Annotated in this window: 14 protein-coding genes and 1 pseudogene; 8 read left to right on the top strand and 7 right to left on the bottom strand. The window is 69.3% G+C overall.

From position 1 onward, the window contains the following. Window positions 1–49 precede the first annotated feature (49 nt). Together ubiD and PK606_RS05090 are read left to right on the top strand one after the other, a co-directional pair. Window positions 50–1534, top strand: coding sequence for a 4-hydroxy-3-polyprenylbenzoate decarboxylase (gene ubiD, locus PK606_RS05085; protein ID WP_324561456.1), 1485 nt, complete (start codon window positions 50–52; stop codon window positions 1532–1534). A gap of 62 nt (window positions 1535–1596) precedes the next feature. Then, window positions 1597–3273 (top strand): phosphoethanolamine transferase, encoded by a 1677-nt coding sequence (locus tag PK606_RS05090; RefSeq protein WP_324561368.1) that lies wholly within the window; start codon window positions 1597–1599, stop codon window positions 3271–3273. Between the two features lie 10 nt (window positions 3274–3283). On the opposite strand, the gene PK606_RS05095 is transcribed toward PK606_RS05090, so the two are convergent. Further along, window positions 3284–3754, bottom strand: coding sequence for a cyanophycin metabolism-associated DUF1854 family protein (locus PK606_RS05095; RefSeq protein WP_324561370.1), 471 nt, complete (start codon window positions 3752–3754; stop codon window positions 3284–3286). Beyond that, on the bottom strand, window positions 3751–6102 hold the full coding sequence (locus PK606_RS05100; protein ID WP_502920787.1) for a cyanophycin metabolism-associated ABC transporter: 2352 nt from the start codon (window positions 6100–6102) through the stop codon (window positions 3751–3753). Before PK606_RS05100 ends, PK606_RS05095 begins: the two co-directional genes overlap by 4 nt. Window positions 6103–6319: 217 nt before the next feature. Here PK606_RS05100 and PK606_RS05105 point away from each other — a divergent pair. The 4 genes and pseudogenes from PK606_RS05105 to PK606_RS05120 form a co-directional block, all read left to right on the top strand. Beyond that, window positions 6320–8455: pseudogene (locus PK606_RS05105) on the top strand (cyanophycin synthetase); the annotation flags it as partial. A gap of 71 nt (window positions 8456–8526) precedes the next feature. Further along, the gene (gene cphA / locus PK606_RS05110; protein WP_324561373.1) at window positions 8527–11208 is read left to right on the top strand and encodes a cyanophycin synthetase; all 2682 of its coding nucleotides are present in this window, start codon (window positions 8527–8529) and stop codon (window positions 11206–11208) included. A 494-nt stretch (window positions 11209–11702) separates the two neighbouring features. Continuing rightward, complete coding sequence (locus PK606_RS05115) at window positions 11703–13826, top strand: AsmA family protein (RefSeq protein ID WP_324561375.1); 2124 nt, start codon at window positions 11703–11705, stop codon at window positions 13824–13826. Between the two features lie 133 nt (window positions 13827–13959). After that, window positions 13960–14400: a universal stress protein gene (locus PK606_RS05120; RefSeq protein WP_324561377.1), complete on the top strand. Its 441-nt coding sequence runs from the start codon at window positions 13960–13962 to the stop codon at window positions 14398–14400. Window positions 14401–14477: 77 nt separating this feature from the next. Here PK606_RS05120 and guaB read toward each other — a convergent pair whose 3' ends face one another. Then, window positions 14478–15947, bottom strand: a complete 1470-nt coding sequence (gene guaB, locus PK606_RS05125) for an IMP dehydrogenase (RefSeq protein ID WP_324561379.1) — start codon at window positions 15945–15947, stop codon at window positions 14478–14480. Window positions 15948–16065: 118 nt separating this feature from the next. Here guaB and PK606_RS05130 point away from each other — a divergent pair, with 118 nt between their 5' ends. Then, a complete protein-coding gene (locus tag PK606_RS05130; RefSeq protein ID WP_324561381.1) occupies window positions 16066–16554 on the top strand; it encodes a DUF4124 domain-containing protein in 489 nt (162 codons plus the stop codon). A gap of 170 nt (window positions 16555–16724) precedes the next feature. Here PK606_RS05130 and PK606_RS05135 read toward each other — a convergent pair whose 3' ends face one another. Continuing rightward, window positions 16725–17066, bottom strand: a complete 342-nt coding sequence (locus PK606_RS05135; RefSeq protein WP_324561382.1) for an RnfH family protein — start codon at window positions 17064–17066, stop codon at window positions 16725–16727. Beyond that, entirely contained in the window at window positions 17063–17515 is a 453-nt protein-coding gene (locus tag PK606_RS05140; RefSeq protein WP_324561384.1) for a type II toxin-antitoxin system RatA family toxin, read from the bottom strand. Before PK606_RS05140 ends, PK606_RS05135 begins: the two co-directional genes overlap by 4 nt. 89 nt (window positions 17516–17604) lie before the next feature. Between PK606_RS05140 and smpB the strand changes: the two genes are divergently transcribed. Then, window positions 17605–18084: an SsrA-binding protein SmpB gene (gene smpB / locus PK606_RS05145; protein WP_324561386.1), complete on the top strand. Its 480-nt coding sequence runs from the start codon at window positions 17605–17607 to the stop codon at window positions 18082–18084. A gap of 27 nt (window positions 18085–18111) precedes the next feature. On the opposite strand, the gene PK606_RS05150 is transcribed toward smpB, so the two are convergent. Together PK606_RS05150 and typA are read right to left on the bottom strand one after the other, a co-directional pair. After that, window positions 18112–19017: a DMT family transporter gene (locus PK606_RS05150; RefSeq protein WP_324561460.1), complete on the bottom strand. Its 906-nt coding sequence runs from the start codon at window positions 19015–19017 to the stop codon at window positions 18112–18114. 36 nt (window positions 19018–19053) lie between these two features. Further along, window positions 19054–20880: a translational GTPase TypA gene (gene typA, locus PK606_RS05155; RefSeq protein WP_324561388.1), complete on the bottom strand. Its 1827-nt coding sequence runs from the start codon at window positions 20878–20880 to the stop codon at window positions 19054–19056. Between the last annotated feature and the right edge of the window lie 12 nt (window positions 20881–20892).

Below are 20892 nucleotides of genomic sequence, written 5' to 3' on the forward strand. Positions count from 1 at the left end.
CGGCATGCCGCAGCGCACAATGCGGCCACCCGATCAGCTCCACCCCACCATGCCGCACCAGGATCTGCGTGACTTCCTGAGCCAGCTCGAGGCCGCGGGCGAGCTGCGCCGCATCACTGAAGCCGTGTCGCCGAAGCTGGAGATGACCGCGCTCAGCGACCGCGTGCTGCGCGCCGCCGGCCCGGCCCTGCTGTTCGAGCAGCCGACCGGCCACCGCATGCCGGTGCTGACCAACCTGTTCGGCACGCCCGGCCGCGTGGCGCGCGCGCTCGGTGTAGCCGGGCTGGACGAATTGCGCGCCTTCGGTGAGGTGCTGGCCCAGCTCAAGGAGCCCGAGCCGCCGCGCGGCATGAAGGAGCTGTGGGGCAGGCGCGAGCTGGTCAAGACCTTGTGGAGCATGGCACCCGCGACCGTGCGCCAGCCGCCCTGCCAGCAGATCGTGTGGGAAGGCGGCGACGTCGATCTGGGTCGGCTGCCGATCCAGCACTGCTGGCCCGGCGACGTGGCGCCGCTTGTCAGCTGGGGCCTGACCATCACGCGCGGGCCGCTGAAGACGCGGCAGAACCTCGGCGTCTACCGCCAGCAGTTGCTGAGCCGCAACGAGCTCATCATGCGCTGGCTGGCGCACCGCGGCGGCGCGCTGGACTTCGCCGACCACTGCGCACGCCACCCGGGCCAGCCCTATCCGGTGGCGGTGGCCATCGGCGCCGATCCGGCCACGCTGCTGGGCGCCGTCACGCCGGTGCCCGACAGCCTGTCCGAGTACCAGTTCGCCGGCCTGCTGCGCGGCGCGCGCACCGAGGTGGCCCCGGCGATCGGCGTGCCGCTTCAGGTGCCGGCGCGCGCCGAGATCGTGCTGGAGGGCCACATCCACCCGGACACCAACCACCCGAGCGGCTGGCGGCACGCGCTCGAAGGCCCCTACGGCGACCACACCGGCTACTACAACGAGCGCGCCGAGTTCCCCGTGTTCACGGTGGAGCGCATCACGCTGCGCCGGGACGCCATCTACCACAGCACCTACACCGGCAAGCCGCCCGACGAACCCGCCATGCTGGGCTTGGCGCTGAACGAGCTGTTCGTGCCGCTGCTGCAACGCGCCTTCCCCGAGATCGTCGACTTCTACCTGCCGCCCGAGGCCTGCAGCTACCGGATGGCGGTGGTGCGCATCCGCAAGGCCTACGCCGGCCACGCGCGGCGCGTGATGATGGGCGTATGGAGCCATCTGCGCCAGTTCCTCTACACCAAGTTCATCGTGGTGGTGGACGAGGACATCGACGCGCGTTCGTGGCCCGACGTCATCTGGGCCATGAGCACGCGCATGGACCCGGTGCGCGACACCCTGCTGATCGATCACACCCCGATCGATTACCTCGACTTCGCCTCGCCGGTGGCGGGCCTGGGCGGCAAGATGGGCCTGGACGCGACCAACAAGTGGCCCGGCGAAACGCATCGCGAATGGGGCCGGCCGATGACGATGGATCCAAAGGTGAGCGCGCGCGTCAAGCAACTCGCCGACACGCTGGGCCTGTAGCCGCCGCTTGCCGCCCCGGCCTTTAAGCCGGGCTTCAGACGCCGCCGGCAGACTGGCAGGTCATGCCAACCTTTCCTGCCGCCACGGCGCCGTCAGGGCATGCCGCCTGGACACAGCGGCCCGCCACCGTCATCGTGCTGGCCGCGCTGTGGGTCGCCAGCATCGCCAACCTTGCCCTGTGGCGCGCACTGGCCGATCTGCCCGAGCTGGCCAATGGCCGCGGGCTCGCCTTCGGCATCGGTTTCGGCTTCATGATCGCCGCCGCCCATGTGGCGCTGCTCAGTCTGCTGGCCTGGCGCTGGACGCTGAAGCCCGCCCTGACGCTGGTGCTGCTGTCGGCTGCCGCCGGCGCCTACTTCATGCTCAGCTACGGCGTGGTGATCGACCGCAGCATGATGGTCAACGTGCTGCTGACCGATGCGCGCGAGGCGCGTGAACTGTTCAGCCTGCGCATGCTGGGCAGCCTGCTGGTGCTGGGCGTGCTGCCGGTCGCCCTGCTGTGGCGCACGCGGGTCGAGTGGCCGTCCGCGCGGCGGCAGCTGCGCCGCAACACCCTGTTGTTTGCCACCGGGATCGCGGTGACGGTTGGTGCTGGCGGTCTGTTCTTCCAGGACCTGGCGGCCACCATGCGCAACCACACCCAGCTGCGCTACCTCATCAACCCGCTGAATTCCTTCTACGCCGTCGCCAGCCTGGGCCGCAAGCCGATTCAGCGCAGTGGCGTGGCGGTCGCCCCGCTGGGCGAGGATGCCCACCTGCCGCCGCTGGCGCCCGGCGCCAGACCGCCGCTGGTGATCATGGTGCTGGGCGAGACTGCGCGCACCGACCATCTGGGGCTGAACGGCTATGCGCGCGACACCACGCCCGAACTGGCCCGGCGCGGCGTCGCCAGCCTGCGCAACGTCTGGTCGTGCGGCACCAACACCGCGGCGTCGGTGCCCTGCATGTTTTCCCACCTGGGCCGCGAAGCCTTCGAGGCCCGCCAGGGCAACTCCGAAGGCCTGGTCGACGTGCTGCAGCGCGCCGGTCTGGCCGTGCTGTGGCTGGACAACCAGGCCGGCGGCTGCAAGGGCGTGTGCGACCGCGTGCCCAGGGTCGACTATCGCCAACTGCAGGCGGGCGGCGGCGAACTGTGCAGCGACGACGAATGCTTCGACGAGGTCATGCTGCGTGGCCTCGACGAGCGCATCGGGCAACTGCCGGCCGAGCGGCGCGCGCACGGCGTGGTGGTGTTCATGCACCAGATGGGCAGCCACGGCCCGGCCTACTACAAGCGCACGCCGCCGGCGTTCAAGAAATTCCTGCCCGAGTGCACCACCAACGCACTGCAGCAGTGCGAGCGCGAGCAGGTGGTGAACGCCTACGACAACACCATCGTCTACACCGACCATTTCCTCGCCTCGGCGATCGACTGGCTGCAGCAGCACCAGCAGCAATGGACACCGGCGCTGGAGTACGTGTCGGACCACGGCGAGTCGCTGGGCGAGAACAACCTGTACCTGCACGGCCTGCCCTACCGTTTCGCCCCCGATGTGCAAAAGCAGGTGCCGTGGATCGCCTGGCTGTCACCCGCGTTCCAGCAGCAAAGCCATCTCAGTCAGGCCTGCCTGGCCGGTCGGCGTGACCAGAAACTCTCGCACGACAACTACTTCCACTCGATGCTTGGCCTGCTGGGCGTGCAGACTCGGGTCTACGATGCCGCGCGCGACATCCACGCCGGCTGTCGCAGCAGCGCCTGAACCAAACCGGCTACAGGAAGCGGTCCAGCAGCTTGCGGCTGTGCCGGTCCATGGCCAGCAGGTCCTGGATCAGGTACTGCACGCCGTGCGCGTCGTTGACGATCAACAGGCCCGGGCCGAGCCGGCGGATGTCTTCCTCGCCCTTGAGCACGAAGCTGGTCGGGCCACGGTCGGTGTCGACCTCCCAGGTGCTGGGGGTGGCGAAGCTGCTCACCGCCTTGACGCGCAGCAGCCGCGGCATGAACTCGCGCTGCTCCAGCGCCTCGGCCAGCAGGGTGCGGCGCGCTTCATCCAGCCCGGACAGGCGCGGCACCCACGCCAGCTCGTGGCCATCACCATCGACCACGCTGACGCCTTCGTCGGGCGCCGAGATCGGAAACGCACGCACGGCGACCACGTTCACGTGCTCGCGGCCGCCCGCATCGGTCAGCACCAGGCGGCCGAAGGCGTCGCGCCGCAGCTCGAATGCGTTGGCGCTCATGGACGCTGCTCCTTCAGCCCAGCACCTGGCGCGGCGGCATCGTCGCGATCGATGTGCTCGGCGGCGGGCTGCGCCGGCGGCGCCAGTTCGGCTTCGTCCACCACCAGCATGCGATCGCGCTCGGCCTTCTCCTGCCGCGCCTGCGCCTCGTACAGGCGCCAGTAGGCGCCACGCCGGGCGATCAGTTGCTCGTGCGTGCCCTCTTCCACCTTCAGGCCCTTGTCCAGCACCACCAGCCGGTCCGCCTTGCGCAGGGTCGACAGGCGGTGCGCGATGGCGATGGTGGTGCGGCCGCGCACCAGGTTGTCGAGCGCCTTCTGGATCTCGCGCTCGGTTTCGGTGTCGACCGAGGCGGTGGCCTCGTCCAGGATCAGGATGCGCGGGTCGATCAGCAGCGCGCGCGCGATGCTGATGCGCTGGCGCTCGCCGCCCGACAGGCCCTGGCCGCGCTCGCCCACCAGCGAGTCGTAGCCCTGCGGCAGCCGCAGGATGAATTCGTGCGCATGTGCCGCGCGCGCGGCTGCAACGATCTCGTCCCGCGTGGCCTCGGGCTTGCCGTAGGCGATGTTCTCGGCAATGGTGCCGAAGAACAGGAAGGGCTCCTGCAGCACCAGGCCGACGTGGCGCCGGTAGTCGGCCACGCGCAGCTGGCGCAGGTCGATGCCGTCGACCTCGATGGCGCCCTCGGTGACGTCGTAGAAGCGGCAGATCAGGTTGACCAGCGTGCTCTTGCCCGAGCCCGAGTGGCCGACCAGGCCGATCATCTCGCCGGGCTCGATGGCCAGGTTCAGGCCCCGGATCACCGAGCGGTTGCCGTAGCGCAGTGCGGCATTCCTGACCTCGATGCGGCCGGCGATGTGCGGCAGCCGCACCGGGTTTTTCGGCTCCGGCACGCTGGATTCGTGGTCCAGGATCTCGAAGATGCGCTTGGTGGCCGAGGCCGCCTTCTGCGTCACCGAGACGATGCGGCTCATCGAATCGAGCCGGGTGTAGAAGCGCCCGATGTAGGCCAGGAAGGCGGTCAGCACGCCCACGGTGATCTGCTGCTGGCTCACCAGCCAGATGCCGGCCGCCCACACCACCAGCAGGCCGATCTCGGTCAGCAGCGTGACGCTGGGCGAGAACAGCGACCACAGCTTGTTGAGCTTGTCGTTGACCGCCAGGTTGTGCCGGTTGGCTTCGCGGAAGCGCCCGGCCTCGCGGTCTTCCTGCGCGAACGCCTTGACCACGCGGATGCCCGGGATGGTGTCGGCCAGCACGTTGGTGACCTCGGACCAGACCCGGTCGATCTTCTCGAAGCCGGTGCGCAGGCGGTCGCGCACCACGTGGATCAGCCAGCCGATCACCGGCAGCGGCACCAGCGTCACCAGCGCCAGCGTCGGGTTGATCGAAAACAGGATCACCGCCGTCATCACGATCATCAGCACGTCGGTGGCAAAGTCCAGCAGGTGCAGCGACAGGAACACGTTGATGCGGTCGGTTTCCGAGCCGATGCGCGCCATCAGGTCGCCGGTGCGCCGCCCGCTGAAGTACTCAAGTGAAAGCTTGAGCAAGTGTTCGTAAGTGCTGGTGCGCAAATCGGCGCCGATGCGCTCGGACACCAGCGCCAGGATGTAGGTCCGGGCCCAGCCCAGCACCCAGGCCAGCAGCGCCGCGCCCGCCAGGCCCGACAGCAGCAGCGCCACGTAGCCGGTATCGATCCGCTGGCCGTTCTGGAACGGGATCAGCACCTCGTCCATCAGCGGCATCGTCAGGTAGGGCGGCACCAGCGTGGCGGCGGTCGCTGCCAGCGTCAGCACGAAGCCGGCCAGCAGCCGGCCCTGGTACGGCCGGGCGAAGCGCCACAGGCGCAGCAGGGTCCAGGTGGACGGGGGCTTGTCCTCGGCGGCGGCGTCGGTCTCCGGCTCCACCAGGTCCAGATCGGTTTCCGGCTCGATCACCAGCCCGGCCGGACCGGCACCTTCGGTGCCCAGCGCGGCGACCGCCTGGTCGAACTGGTTCAGCAGCCGCAGCGCGGCCGGGTTGTGGCCCAGGGTGAAGCGCCAGGCCGCCAGCCGGCTGGCCTCGTCACGCAACTCCAGGGTGCCGACGCCGGCGTGGTCGTGGTGCAGCAGGCGCAGCCCGGGCCGCAATTCCCAGCTCTGCCAGCCTGTTGCATCCGGAAACCGCGCTATAAGCCGTTGATTTGTAAGCTGCAACTCGGCGCTGCCGAAGTGCAGCCGATGGTCCAAGTCAACTTGCAGCGAACCCAGCGCGTTCTCTGCTGGTCGCAGCGGCGTCTGCGCCCCCTGTGGGGCCGGCAGGACCGGCCCGGAGCCAGGGAGTTCGGGAACACTGCGGGATGACATGGGTTTCTAGCGACGAGGGCCGGGAAGTTCGAGGAGAGCCCTCCATAACGAAGCAGGCACGGAAAGCGAACACATGCGCAGCATCGACCAGAAAGAGCATAGCCCTTCTTCCAGCGGAGGCGGATTGTATCCCTCGGCCCTGGCGGCCACAGCCGAAGCGGCCCCGGAATCCGCGGCCCGGCCGACGCGGCAGTTCGCCGATATCGTGATCCGCCGCATGGCGCACCTGCGCGGCCCCAACATCTGGACCTACCGCGCGGTGATCGAGGCCATCGTCGACATCGGCGAGCTGGAGGATTTTCCCTCCAACACCCTGCCCGGCTTCTACGAGCGCCTGACCGCCTGGCTGCCGGGCCTGATCGAGCACCGCTGCAGCGTCGGCCGGCGCGGCGGCTTCCTGATGCGGCTGCGCGACGGCACCTGGCCCGGTCACATCCTGGAGCACGTGGCGCTGGAGCTGCAGACCCAGGCCGGCATGAAGACCGGTTTCGGCAAGGCGCGCATGACGCACGAGCACGGCGTCTACAAGGTCATCATCCGCACCCGCAACGAGGCGATCGGCAAGCTGGCGCTGGAATCGGCACGCGACCTGGTGATGGCCGCCATCAACGACCGGCCCTACGACGTCGGTGCCGTCATCGCGCGGCTGACCGACATGGTGGACCGGCAGTGCCTGGGCCCCAGCACCGCCTGCATCGTCGACGCCGCCAGCGAGCGCGACATCCCGCACATCCGACTGAACGACGGCAACCTGGTGCAGCTCGGCCACGGCGCGGCGCAACACCGCATCTGGACCGCCGAGACCGACCGCACCAGCGCCATCGCCGAGGGCATCTCGCGCGACAAGGACCTGACCAAGCAGCTGCTGGCGTCCGCCGGCGTGCCAGTGCCCGAGGGTCGCACGGTGGAGAGCGCCGAGCAGGCCTGGGAAGCGGCCGAGGACATCGGCCTGCCGGTGGTGGTCAAGCCGTCGGACGGCAACCACGCGCGCGGCGTCTCGCTGAACCTGAACACGCGCGATGAAGTCATGTCCGCCTTCGTTGCCGCCGAGGCCGAGGGCTCCGAGGTCATCGTCGAGAGCTTCATCCGCGGCCAGGAACACCGTCTGCTGGTGGTCGGCGGAAAAGTGGTCGCCGCCACGCGTGGCGAGATCATCCGCGTCAGCGGCGACGGCCGCTCCAGCATCACGCAGCTGATCGACGCTCAGGTCAACACCGACCCGCGCCGCGGCGAGGAAGAACACCTGCCGCTGGAGACCCTGCGCCACGACGACCCGGTGCTGCTGCTGCTGCTGGCGCGCCAGGACCTGACGCCCACCAGCGTGCTGCCGCGCGGCGAATCGGCGGTGGTGCAGCGCACCGGCAACATGGCGATCGACGTCACCGGCCAGGTGCACCCGGACGTCGCCGAGCAGATGGCGCTGGCGGCGCGCGTGGTCGGCCTCGACATCGCCGGCATCGACCTGGTGGTGGAAGACATCGGCAAGCCGCTGGGGCCCCAAGGCGGCGCCATCGTCGAGGTCAACGCCGGACCCGGCCTGCTGATGCACCTGAAACCCGCCGTCGGCCGCGCGCAGCCGGTCGGCGAAGCGATTGCCGAACACCTGTTTCCCGCCGGCAGCAGCGGCCGCATCCCCATCGTCGGCCTGGTCGGCAATGGCCAGAGCGCGCTGGCGGCGCACCTGGTGGCGGCGCTGCTGCAGTTGCACGGCTGGCAGACCGCCCTGGCCTGCCGCGACGGCCTGTTCCTGGGCCAGCGCCAGCTGTCCAAGAGCAGCGCGTTGGGCTACGAGCACGGCGAGCGCATGCTGATCAACCGCACCGTGCAGGCTGCCGTGCTGGAGACCTCGGCGCGCCAGATCCTGAGCGAGGGCCTGCCCTACGACCGCTGCCAGGTCGGCATGGTGATGGCCATGCCCGGCCCCGAAGGGCTGGAAGACCTCTACATCACCGAGGCCGAACAGATGCCGAACGTGGTTCGCACCCAGATCGACGTGGTGCTGCCGCAGGGCGCGTCGGTGCTGAACGCCGACGATGCGGCGGTGCTGGAACTGGCCGATTATTCCGACGGCGAGGTGCTGCTCTACAGCGTCGACGCCGACAACGCCGCCGTGGCGGCGCACCGGGCCGGCAAGGGCCGCGCGGTGTTCGCGCGCGGCGACGACATTGTGCTGGCGCAGGGCAATCAGGAGCAGCTGCTGATCCAGCTGTCGGCGCCCTGCTTTGCCGCCATCACCAGCGAGGCGCCGCCGGACGTGCGCGCGCACGTCCTCGCCGCGGTCGCCGCCACTTGGGCGCTCGGCGTGCCGGCGGATCTGATCCGTGTCAGCCTGCTGCATTTTTGTGAAGGACAGGCAGCCACGGCTGTCCACTGAGGCAAGCGTCCGCCCGTTATTGATATCGGTTTTCCACCCTAGGAACGTTCATGGAAGTCACCCGCATTCGCGCTCTGCGCGGCCCCAACCTCTGGAGCCGCCATACCGCCATCGAGGCCGTCGTCAGCTGCGACGCCGGCGCCGAGCGCGACCTGGACAGCACCCCGGCCTTCGAGCAGCGCCTGCGCGCGCTGTTTCCCAAGGTCGGCGCGCTGCACGCCAACCTGCCGAGCACGCCGATCTCGATGGCGCACGCGCTGGAGCTGACGGCGCTGGCGCTGCAGGCGCAGGCCGGCTGCCCGGTCACCTTCAGCCGCACCACGCCGACTGAAGTTGCAGGCACCTTCCAGGTCGCCGTGCAGTACACCGAGGAAGCGGTCGGCCGCCTGGCGTTCGAGAAGGCCCAGCAGCTGTGCCGTGCCGCCGTGGCCGGCGAGCCGTTCGACGTCGCCGCCGTGCTGGCCGAGCTGCACGAGCTGGACGAGGACGAGCGCCTCGGCCCCTCCACCGGCGCCATCGTCGATGCCGCCCTGCAGCGCGGCATCCCGATCAAGCGCCTGACGCGCGGCAGCCTGGTGCAGCTCGGCTGGGGCAGCCGGCAGCGCCGCATCCAGGCGGCCGAGGTCGACGGCACCAGTGCCATCGCCGAATCGATCGCCCAGGACAAGGACCTGACCAAGAAACTGCTGCACGCCGCCGGCGTGCCAGTGCCGCTGGGTCGCCCGGTGACCGATCTCGAGGACGCCTGGAAGGTGGCGCAGGGGATCGGCCTGCCGGTGGTGGTCAAGCCGCAGGACGGCAACCAGGGCAAGGGCGTCACCGTCGGCATCAGCGACCGCGCACACTTCGACGTCGCCTACGAGGCTGCCGCGCACTACGGCGCCGTGATGGTGGAGCGCTACCTGCCCGGCCACGACTTCCGCCTGCTGGTGGTCGGCAACCAGCTGGTGGCGGCGGCCCGGCGCGATCCGCCGCTGGTCATCGGCGACGGCAGGCACAGCGTGCGCGAACTGGTGGCCGAGGTCAACAAGGACCCGCGCCGCGGCGAAGGCCACGGCACCTCGCTCACCAGGATCCGCATCGACGCCATCGCCGAGGCGCGCCTGGCGGCGCAGGCGCTGACGCCCGACAGCGTGCCGGCCAAGGGCCAGCGCGTGATGCTGCGCAACAACGCCAACCTGTCGACCGGCGGCACCGCCACCGACGTCACCGACAGCGTGCACCCCGAGGTCGCCGCGCGCGCCATCGAGGCCGCGCAGACCGTCGGCCTGGACATCTGCGGCGTCGACGTGGTGTGCGAGACCGTCATCAAGCCGCTGGAGGAGCAGAACGGCGGCATCGTCGAGGTCAACGCCGCACCCGGCCTGCGCATGCACATCAGCCCCTCGTTCGGCAAGGGGCGCGACGTCGGCAAGGCGGTGATCGACCACATGTACCCCGATGGCGGCAACGGCCGCATCCCGGTGATCGCCGTCACCGGCACCAACGGCAAGACCACCACCGTGCGGCTGGCGGCGCACCTGCTCAAGACCAGCGGCCTGCGCGTCGGCATGACCAACACCGACGGCGTGTACGTCAACGGGCGCCAGATCGACTCGGGCGACTGCTCCGGTCCGCGCAGCGCGCGCAACGTGCTGGCGCACCCGGACGTCGATGCGGCGGTGCTGGAAACCGCACGCGGCGGCCTGCTGCGTGAAGGCCTGGCCTTCGACCAGTGCGACGTCGCCATCGTCACCAACCTGGGCGGCGGCGACCATCTGGGCCTGAACTACATCACCACGCTGGAGGACCTGAAGGTGCTCAAGCGGGTGATCGTGCTCAACGTCGCGCCGACCGGCACCGCGGTGCTGAATGCCGCCGATCCGGCGGTGGTGGCGATGGCGCCGCACTGCCCCGGCAGCGTGACCTTCTTTGCCCAGGATGGCCATCACCCGGTGATCGCCACCCACCGGGCACTGGGCAAGCGCGTGGTGTTCGTCGACCATGGCGACATCGTCTGCGCCGAAGGCGGCTTCATGAAGCGGCTGCCACTGGCGCGCGTGCCGCTGACGCGCAAGGGCCGGATCGGCTTCCAGGTCGAGAACACCATGGCCTCGGTGGCGGCTGCCTGGGCCGTCGGCGTGTCCTGGGACGCGATCCAGAAGGGCCTGGCCAGCTTCATCAGCGACCTGCACGGCGTGCCCGGCCGCTTCAACGTGTTCGACTACCTCGGCGCCACCGTGATCGCCGACTATGGCCACAACCCCGATGCCATCGCAGCCCTGGTGGCCGGCGTCGAGAACATGCCGGCTCGCCGCCGCTCGGTCGTCATCAGCGGCGCCGGCGACCGGCGCGACGAGGACATCCGCGGCCAGACCCGCATCCTGGGCAGCGCCTTCGACGAGGTGGTGCTGTACCAGGACGCCTGCCAGCGCGGTCGCGCCGACGGCGAGGTGCTGGCGCTGCTGCGCGAAGGCCTGGCCGACGCCGCGCGCACCCGCCACGTGGAGGAAATCCACGGCGAGTTCATCGCCATCGACCACGCCATGGACCGGCTCAAGAGCGGCGATCTGTGCCTGATCCTGATCGACCAGGTGGAAGAGGCGCTGGCCCACATCCAGCGGCGCGTCGACGGCGCGCGCGTGGATCGCCGCGTGGCCCGTGCCGCCAAGGCCAGTGCCAGCACCCGCCAGAAGAAGCCGCGCAGAAGCCCCGTCGCCGAAGCGGCGCTGGCGCTGAGCCTGCATCCCTGAAGAGGCATCCCGGCCGGTGCCGAGGCCAGAGCAGCCCGCATACAAGGCGGGCTGCTTGCGTTACGCTGCACACGGCATCGATTTCGAGTACATAGAACACCGTTCAGGCTGAGCTTGTCGAAGCCCTGCCAGAGGCCTGCACTTCGACAGGCTCAGTGCGAACGGGGCTCTGTCGTACTGAGCGCCAATCGGTATCAGACCACGTCCACCAGTTGCATCATCCCATGTCCTCGTGATTGAGGGCATGGCCATGGCAGACGAGCCTGTCGGTGAATGGACCTGGGCGATCCCATGGGCGCAACGAAGCCGCGGCCACCCTTTTGTCGGATGGCGTGCAGCAGTCGGGGTGGCGCGCTGCGCAAGCGGCTGTAGGAGAAGCGCGCGAGCCGCGATCGTGGCAACGCAAGCGCTGTCTTCACGGCTAGCATGGACCGCAACCCAAGCTCGCAACCGCCTGTCCGCGCCCTCACCGCCGCCGCAGGCCCTGTCTGGAGATGAGTGCCGAACCCGCCCCGCCGCCCCCTGCCCGTGCCGCGCTGCGCTGGCTGCTGGCCTTGCTGCTGGCGCTGCTGGTCACGCTCGGCGCCGCGCTCGCCTGGCTGACCTGGAACGACTGGAACAGCTCGCGCGCCTGGGTATCGCAGCAGGTGTCGCAGGCGATCGGGCGCGAGTTCGCGATCCGCGGCCCGCTCGACCTCGACTGGCAGTGGCCGATGCGGCAGGAACGCGGCTGGCGCCGCTGGGTACCGACGCCGATCATCCATGCCCACGACGTGCTGATCGGCAACCCGCCGGAGTTCGCCGCCAAGGGGCCGCACTTCGCCCAGATCGGACGTGCCTCGGCCGACGTCGCCCTGCTGCCGCTGCTGGCGCGCCACATCGACATCCGCAGCGTGGCGCTGGCCGAACCCGACGTGCGCATGGAGCGCCAGCAGGACGAGAGCAACAACTGGACCATCGACCTCGCCAGACGGCCGGACCAGCCGGAGCGCTGGCGCGTCTCGCTCGGCCGACTGCTGCTCAGCAAGGGCCAGCTGTCGTATGACGACGCCATACGCAAGCTGAGCCTGGCCGCCCAGGTCGACAGCCTGGCGCCGGATGCCAGCGAGGGCGGGCGCTACGGCATCGGCTTCGATTTCTCCGGCTGGCACGGCAAGGCCGAGGTCAAGGGCTCGGGCAAGGCCGGCCAGCTGCTGTCGCTGCGCGACGAACAGCTCGACTACCCGCTCAAGCTGAGCGCCCAGGCCGGGCGCCTGGCCACCGAGGCCGAGGGCATCATCGCGAATCCGCGCGATCTGTCGGGCGTCGACTTCCAGCTCACGCTCAAGGGTGGCAGCCTGGCCGACCTGCATGCGCTCACCGGCGTGGTGCTGCCCGACACGCCGGCGTTCGAAACCAGGGGCCATCTCGTCGGCACGCTCAAGCCCGACGGCGCGGTATGGGACTACCGCGACTTCAGCGGCCACATCGGCAAGAGCGACCTGAGCGGCGACGTCAGCTACACCTCGGCCAAGCCGCGTCCGCGCCTGGTCGGCATAGTGCAGTCGAAGTTGCTGCGGCTGGTGGACCTGGGTCCGGTGATCGGCGCCAAACCCCGTTCACCCGACAAGAAGCCGCGCCGGGGCAAGATCCTGCCCGATGATCCATTCGACACCAGGCGCTGGGACGACATGGATCTGGACCTGCACTACAGCGGCCAGCGCATCGAACGCCCCGAAGCCGTGCCGATCGACAGCCTGCGCGTGCACGCCGTGATGCAGAACGCGGTGTTGAAGCTGGCACCGCTGGATTTCGGCGTCGCCCACGGCCGCTTCAAGACCCAGGTGCGGATGGATTCACGCGCCCGGCCGATGCAGGTCTCGCTGCGCGGTGACGTGCAGGGGCTGAAGCTGTCCGCGCTGTTCCCGAAGATCGAGCTGATGAAGAAGAGCCTGGGTCGCATGGACGGCGGCGTGGCGCTCGACGGCCAGGGCCAGTCGGTCGCGCAGGTCCTGGCCACGGCCAACGGCGAGGCCAGGCTGTACGTGCGCGACGGCGTCATGAGCAGCCTGCTGCTCGACATGGCCGGACTGAACCTGGGCAGCGTCATCGTCACCAAGCTGTTCGGCCAGGACCACGAGGTGCGGCTGCGCTGCGCCATCGCCGACGTGCCGGTGCGCGGCGGCGTGGCGCACATGCGCAACGTCAAATTCAACACCGACGAGGCCCTGATCGAGGTCACCGGCAGCGCCGACATGCGGCGCGAGATCTTCGACATCGACATCGACCCCAAGGCCTACGAGCTGAAGCTGTTCTCGCTGCGCACGCCGCTGGAAGTGCGCGGCCCGTTCGCCAAGGCCCACGTCGGCGTCAAGCCGGGTCCGCTGATCGCCCGCGCCGCCGCCGCCATCGCCGCACTCGCGGCGGCCCCGGGCGCGCTGGTGCTGGTGCCGATCACCGTACCGGGCGCCGACGATGACGAAGGCTGCGCCCCGCTGCTGGCACGCGCGACGCAGGACCCGAAGGCGGGCCCGGCTGCGGCGCCAGCGTCCGCGGCCGAAGCAGCGGCCCCGGCGCCGGCAGCCGCGCCGCTGCAACCGGCGGCAGGCGAGTTCTCGGGCGGGCAGCCGCGCCGCTGAACTGCGTGCGGATCACATGCTTTCAGCGCGGCTTCGGCGCGCCAGCCTGGCTTGATCGACGCGCGGCGCCGGCCCGCTGGCGGAATCGGCGCAGTTTGCTATGATTTGTGTAGTTTAGAAAGGCACAGCTGACATGAAGATCCTGCTCCCGGTCGACGGCACCGAACTGTCCCTGCACGAAACCCGTTTCGCGCTGCAACTGGTGCGCGAAGGCCTGCAGGCCAGTTTCGTGCTGGCCAACGTGCAGGCGCCGGCCAGCTTCTACGAGATCGTCACCTCGCAGGATCCGGAACTGATCGAGGACGCCGCCCTGGAAGCCGCCGAAGACCTGATGGCGCCGTCGGCCCGGCTGCTGGAGCAGGCCAACGTCGCCTACGAAACCGCCGTGGTCTCGGGCGACCCGGCGCAGGGCGTGCTGGACCTGATCGAGTTGCATCACTGCGACATGGTGATCATGGGCTCGCGCGCGCTGGGGCCGTTCCGGCGCCTGATCGAAGGCGTGTCGGTGTCGCGCAAGCTGCTCGAGGACACGCCGGTGCCGGTGCTGCTGGTCAAGCCGCCGGTGGAGGACTGAGCAGCCGAAGCACCGGTATCAAGCCGGGCCCGACACCGGACCCCGACAGAGGCAACGACGCTCAGGCCGCCCGAAGATCAATCGGCCCGGTAGTTCGGCGCTTCCTTGGTGATCTGCACGTCGTGCACGTGCGATTCACGGATGCCGGCGGCGGTGATCTCGACGAACTCGGCCTTGTCGCGCATCTCCTCCACCGTGGCGCAGCCGCAGTAGCCCATGGCGGCGCGCAGGCCGCCGGCCTGCTGGAAGATGATGGCGACCACGCTGCCCTTGTAGGGCACGCGGCCCTCGATGCCTTCGGGCACCAGCTTGTCGGCGTTGGGGTTGCCGGTGGTGCTTTCCTGGAAGTAGCGGTCGGCGCTGCCCTGCTGCATGGCGCCGATGCTGCCCATGCCGCGGTAGCTCTTGTAGCTGCGGCCGCCGAACAGCACGATCTCGCCCGGCGCCTCCTCGGTGCCGGCGAACATGCCGCCCATCATCACGCTGTGGGCGCCGGCAGCGATGGCCTTGGCGATGTCGCCCGAATAGCGCACGCCGCCATCGGCGATCAGCGGCACGCCGGTGCCTTCCAGCGCCGCCGACACGTCATGGATGGCGGTGATCTGCGGCACGCCGACGCCGGCGACGATGCGCGTGGTGCAGATGCTGCCCGGCCCGATGCCGACCTTGACGCCATCGGCGCCCGCTTCCACCAGCGCGCGCGCGGCGGCGCCGGTGGCGATGTTGCCGCCGATGACCTCGACCCGCGGGTAGTTGCGCTTGACCCAGCGCACGCGCTCGACCACACCCTGGCTGTGGCCGTGCGCGGTGTCGACGATCAGCGCATCGACGCCGGCCTTGACCAGCGCCTCGACGCGCTCCTCGGTGCCGGCGCCGACGCCCACCGCGGCGCCCACGCGCAGGCTGCCGTCGGCATCGCGCGCGGCGTTCGGGAAGGTGGTCTGCTTGGTGATGTCCTTCACCGTGATCAGGCCGCGCAGCCGGTCCTGCTCGTCGATGATCAGCAGGCGCTCGAGCTTGTGCTTGTTCAGCAGCGCCTTGGCCTCGTCGTGGCTGGTGCCCTCGGGCACCGTGACCAAGCGCTCGCGCGGCGTCATGATCTCGCGCACCGGCACGTCGTAGCGGGTCTCGAAGCGCAGATCGCGGCCGGTGACGATGCCGACCACGCGGCCGTGGTCGATGACCGGAAAGCCGCTGATGTCGAGCTCGTCACTGAGCTGCATCACCTGCAGCACGGTGTGCTCCGGCGTGATGACGACCGGATCGCGCAGCACGCCGGACTCGTAACGCTTGACCTTGGCCACCTGCACGGCCTGCTCGTCGGCCGTGAGGTTCTTGTGCACGATGCCGATGCCGCCCTCCTGCGCCATGGCGATCGCCAGGCGCGCCTCGGTGACGGTGTCCATCGCGGCCGACACCAGCGGCAGGTTCAGGCGGATGTTGCGGGAGAACTGGGTGGAGAGGTTGACGTCCTTGGGCAGGACCTGGGAGTACGCTGGAACGAGCAGAACGTCGTCGAAGGTCAGCGCTTTGCCGAGAAGGCGCATGGGTGAAGGCTCCAAAAGGCGAATTGTACTCAGGGCGTTTTCCGGCCTGCACGGTCGCGGATCACGGCACCGAACCACGCTTGTGGCTGTGGTGGCACGCCCGCTACACTGGCTCATCATGAAAGCTGTCCGATACCTTGTGCTGATCGTCGGCCTGATCGTGAGCACGGCCGTGCTGGCCCAGTACCAATGGATCGACCGTGACGGGCGGCGCGTGTTCAGCGACACGCCGCCACCCGTCGATCTGCCGCAGAAGAACCTGCTGTCGCAGCCGCGTGCGCCGCAGGCTGCAGCGCAGCGCAAGGTCCCCGAAGCGGCTGCGTCGGCCGCCTCGGCGCCGGTGGCTGCGGTGCAAGCAGACGCCAAACCCGATCGGCACAAGCCCACCCAGGTCAGTGATGCGAGCAAGACCAAGGCCGGGCAGGCAGAGGCCGACGCCACCCGCGCCGACAACTGCCGGCGCGCGCTCGGGGCCAAGGCGGCGCTGGACTCGGGTCAGCGCCTGGCGCGCATCAATGAACGCGGCGAGCGCGAGTTCATCGACGACACCGAACGCGCGGCGGAGCAGCGGCGCCTGCAGGAAATCATCGGTTCCGAGTGCAACTGACGCTGGCGCAGACCCGGCTGTGGGAGCAGTAGCAGCCGCGAATCGGCGTTGGCGCCGAAAGACATGTCCATACCCGACTGCAGCCGCACTACCCGACTCCGGATTGCCGAATGCGAGTCGGTGCGAACCCCGGTTGAACGCCCGGTCCACCCTGCCCCGCCGGATGCCGCTCAATAACCCGGCTTGGCTCCCGGCCGGCGGCGCGCAAACAGCCCGGCTGCCCGCGCGCCCTGCGCATTGAAACGCTCACGTCGCGCGTGCTTGGGATCGACGCGCAGCGGGCGCCAGATCTCAACACGGTCCTGATCGCGCAGCACATGGCCCAGCGTGACCTTGTGGCCCCAGATACCCAGCATCCGGGCGCCCAACTCGATCTCCGGGTGCAGGCCCAGCACGCCGCTGGCCTCGATGGCCGCGCGCACCGTGCTGTCGGCCGGCAGCGTCAAGGCGAACTCGCGCACCTGCCGCGGTACCGGCGCGTACACCACGGTGACGCGCAGTTGCTGGCTCATGCCGCGGCGGCGCCGTACACCTGCTCGGCGCGCTTGACGAAGGCATCGACCAGGCTGCCGGCGATCTTGTCGAACACCGGACCCACCAGCTTGGCCAGCAAGGCGTTGGAGAAGCCGTAGTTCATCTTCAGATCAACCCGACAGGCGCGCTGGCTGTCGCCACCAACCGGGGTGAAGGTCCACACGCCTTCCAGCCTGGAAAACGGACCGCTCACCAGGTGCAGCCTGACCTCGCGGCCCGGCACGTGCTCGTTGCGGGTGGTGAAGACCTGCTTGACGCCCTTGAAGGCAATGCCCACCTCGGCTGTCATGCCGTTCGGAACTTCGCCCAGCACCTTGCCGTGGTCGCACCAGGGCAGGAACTCGGGATAGCGCTCGACATCGACGACCAAGTCGAACATTTCCTGCGCCGAATACCAGATGAGAACGGACTTGTGGACGGATTTCATAGAATGCGCGGCTGCCCGATTCTAGGGTTGCACCGCGGCGCTGCCCCGCGCGTGCTTGCAAAGCACGTACCAGCGCCCATATTTTTCTGATGGCCACCAAGAAATCCAAGTCGCCCAGCCCGGTCATCGCCGAGAACAAGAAGGCCGCGTTCAACTACTTCTTCGAAGACCGCTTCGAGGCCGGCATGGTGCTGGAAGGCTGGGAAGTGAAGGCGCTGCGCGCCGGCAAGGCGCAGCTCACCGACGGCTACGTGGTGATCCGCGACGGCGAGCTGTTCGTGATCGGCTGCCAGATCAACCCGCTCGGCACCGCCAGCACGCACGTGCGGCCGGATTCGGTGCGCACCAAGAAGCTGCTGCTGCACGGCGACGAGATCCGGCGCCTGATCGGCAAGGTGGAGCAGAAGGGCTACACCCTGGTGCCCATCAAGCTGTACTGGAAGAACGGCCGCGTGAAATGCGAGATCGCGCTGGCCAAGGGCAAGGCCACGCACGACAAGCGCGACACCATCAAGGAGCGCGAAGGCAAGCGTGAGGTCGAGCGCGCCATGAAGGAGCGCCACCGCTGAGCTGGCAGGGCTTGCTCACCACCGCAGCTACGCGGGGCCGATGCTGCCGCCGTCGCGGCGCTGCTCATGCCAGCCCAGCAGTTCGTTGGCCAGCAGCGCCCCGATGACCAGCGTGCCGCCGGCCAGCACCTCGGGGCGCGGGGCCTCGCCGGCGAGCAGCCACACCAGCGCGATGCCGAACACGATCTCCAGCAGGCCGAGCAGCGAGACCTCGGCAGCCGGCAGCACGCGCGCCGCCAGCACCGCCAGCACGCAGGGGATCGCCAGCTGTGTCAGGCCCAGCAGCGCCAGCCAGGCCAGGTCAGGGGTCGTGGCCCGGAACGGCCAGGCCAGCGGCAAGGTGACGGCGCTGGAGATCAGCGCACCCAGCAGCACCGCCGGCACCAGGTCGATCGGCTCGCCCTGCGCCTGGCTGCGCTGCGCCACGGTCCACTGCACCGCCGCCGCCATCGGCACCGCCAGCGCGACGATCGAGCCCAGCCATTCGCTTCCGCTGGCCACGCCGCCCAGCTGGCCGGCGAACATCCAGGCCATGCCGAGGCCGCCGGCGACGATCGCCGCCCAGGTGCGCGCCGGCAGGCGGTGCCCGGTGACCACGCGCGACAGCAGCGCCGTCAGCAGCGGCGCCACCGCCATCGTGATCAGCACGCGCGCGACGCCGGTCATGGTCAGCGCCACCATGAAGGCGGTGAACATCACGGCCCAGCAGAAGCCCGCCAGCCAGAACGGGCGGCGGCGCCACGGCAGGCGCGCGAACACGTCCGGGCCCTGCCACAGCGGCAGGATCACCAGCAGCGACAGCACGGTGAAGAAGCTGCGCCAGAACGTGACCTCGAAGCCCTGTGCCACCTGCAGCTGGCGCGTGACCACGCCGGCGGTCGACCACAGCAGCGCCGCCAGCACCATGGTCCAGGCGGCGCGGCCGTGCGACATCACGGACGGCACGGCGGTGAGCGATGCGCTGGTCAATCAGGCCCCGCGGCTGGCGCGCTTGCGCTCGTGTTCCTTCAGGAAGCGCTTGCGCAGACGGATGCTCTTGGGCGTGATCTCGACCAGTTCATCGTCCTCGATGAACTCGACCGCGTACTCCAGCGTCAGGATGATCGGCGGCGTGATCTTGATCGCGTCCTCCTTGCCGCTGACGCGGAAGTTGGTGAGCTGCTTGGTGCGTACTGGGTTGACGACGATGTCGTTGTCGCGGTTGTGGATGCCCACGATCATGCCTTCGTACACCGCATCGCCCGGCCGCACGAACATGCGGCCGCGGTCGTCCAGCTTGCCGAGCGCGTAGGTGATGATCTCGCCGTCGTCCTGGCTCACCAGCACGCCGTTCTTGCGGCTGGCGATCTCGCCGCGCCAGGCCTCGTAGCCGTCGAAGATGTTGCTGATCAGGCCGGTGCCGCGCGTCAGGTTGAGGAACTCGGTCTGGAAGCCGATCAGCCCGCGCGCCGGGATGCGGTAGTCCAGCCGCACGCGCCCGCGGCCATCGCTTTCCATGTTGGCCAGCTCGCCCTTGCGCTCGCCGAGCGCCTGCATCACGCCGCCCTGGTGGCCCTCCTCGATGTCCACCGTGAGCAGCTCGATCGGCTCGTGCCGCTCGCCATCCACCTCGCGGAACACCACGCGCGGCTTGCCGACGGCCAGCTCGTAGCCTTCGCGGCGCATGTTCTCCAGCAGGATGGTCAGGTGCAGCTCGCCGCGGCCGGAGACCTCGAACACGCCCTCCTCGGCGGTTTCCTGCACGCGCAGGGCGACGTTGCTCTGCAGCTCCTTCTGCAGCCGGTCCCACACCTGGCGGCTGGTGACGAACTTGCCCTCGCGCCCGGCCAGCGGGCTGGTGTTGACGCTGAAGTTCATGGTCAGGGTCGGTTCGTCCACCCTCAGCATCGGCAGCGGCTGCGGCTTGGCCAGGTCGGTCAGCGTGACGCCGATGCCGATGTCCTCGATGCCGTTGACCAGCACGATGTCGCCCGGGCCGGCAACGCTCGCCTGCACCCGCTCCAGACCCTCGAACTTGAGCACCTGGTTGATGCGGCCCTTGTAGGACTTGCCATCCGGGCCCTCCATCACCAGCACGTCGGTGGCGGGCTTCAGCGTGCCCGCATTGATGCGGCCGACGCCGATGCGGCCGACGAAGGTGGAGTAGTCCAGCGACGAGATCTGCAGCTGCAGCGGCGCCTTCGGGTCGCCCTGGTGCGCCGGTACGTGCTTCACGATGGTCTCGAACAGCGGCGTCATGTCCTCGCCCCACTGCTCGCCCGGCGCACCGGGCTCCAGCGCGCTCCAGCCGTTCAGGCCGCTGGCGTAGACGACCGGGAAGTCGAGCTGTTCGTCGTTCGCACCGAGCTTGTCGAACAGGTCGAACGCGGCGTTGATGACGTAGTCGGGCCGCGCGCCCGGCTTGTCCACCTTGTTGACGACGACGATCGGCTTCAGGCCCAGCGCCAGCGCCTTGCGGGTGACGAAGCGCGTCTGCGGCATCGGGCCTTCCTGGGCGTCGATCAGCAGCACCACGCCGTCGACCATCGACAGCGCGCGCTCGACCTCGCCGCCGAAGTCGGCATGCCCGGGCGTGTCGACGATGTTGATGTGCGTGCCCTGCCAGGACACGGCGCAGTTCTTGGCCAGGATGGTGATGCCGCGCTCCTTCTCGATGGCGCCGGAGTCCATCACGCGTTCGTCGACCTTCTCGTTGCTGCGGAAGGTGCCGCTCTGGCGCAGCAGCTGGTCGACCATGGTGGTCTTGCCGTGATCGACGTGGGCGATGATGGCGATGTTGCGGATTTGCTTGGTCATGGATTCGTCTGT

Source organism: Ottowia sp. (genome assembly GCF_035444425.1).
Classification (GTDB): domain Bacteria; phylum Pseudomonadota; class Gammaproteobacteria; order Burkholderiales; family Burkholderiaceae_C; genus Ottowia.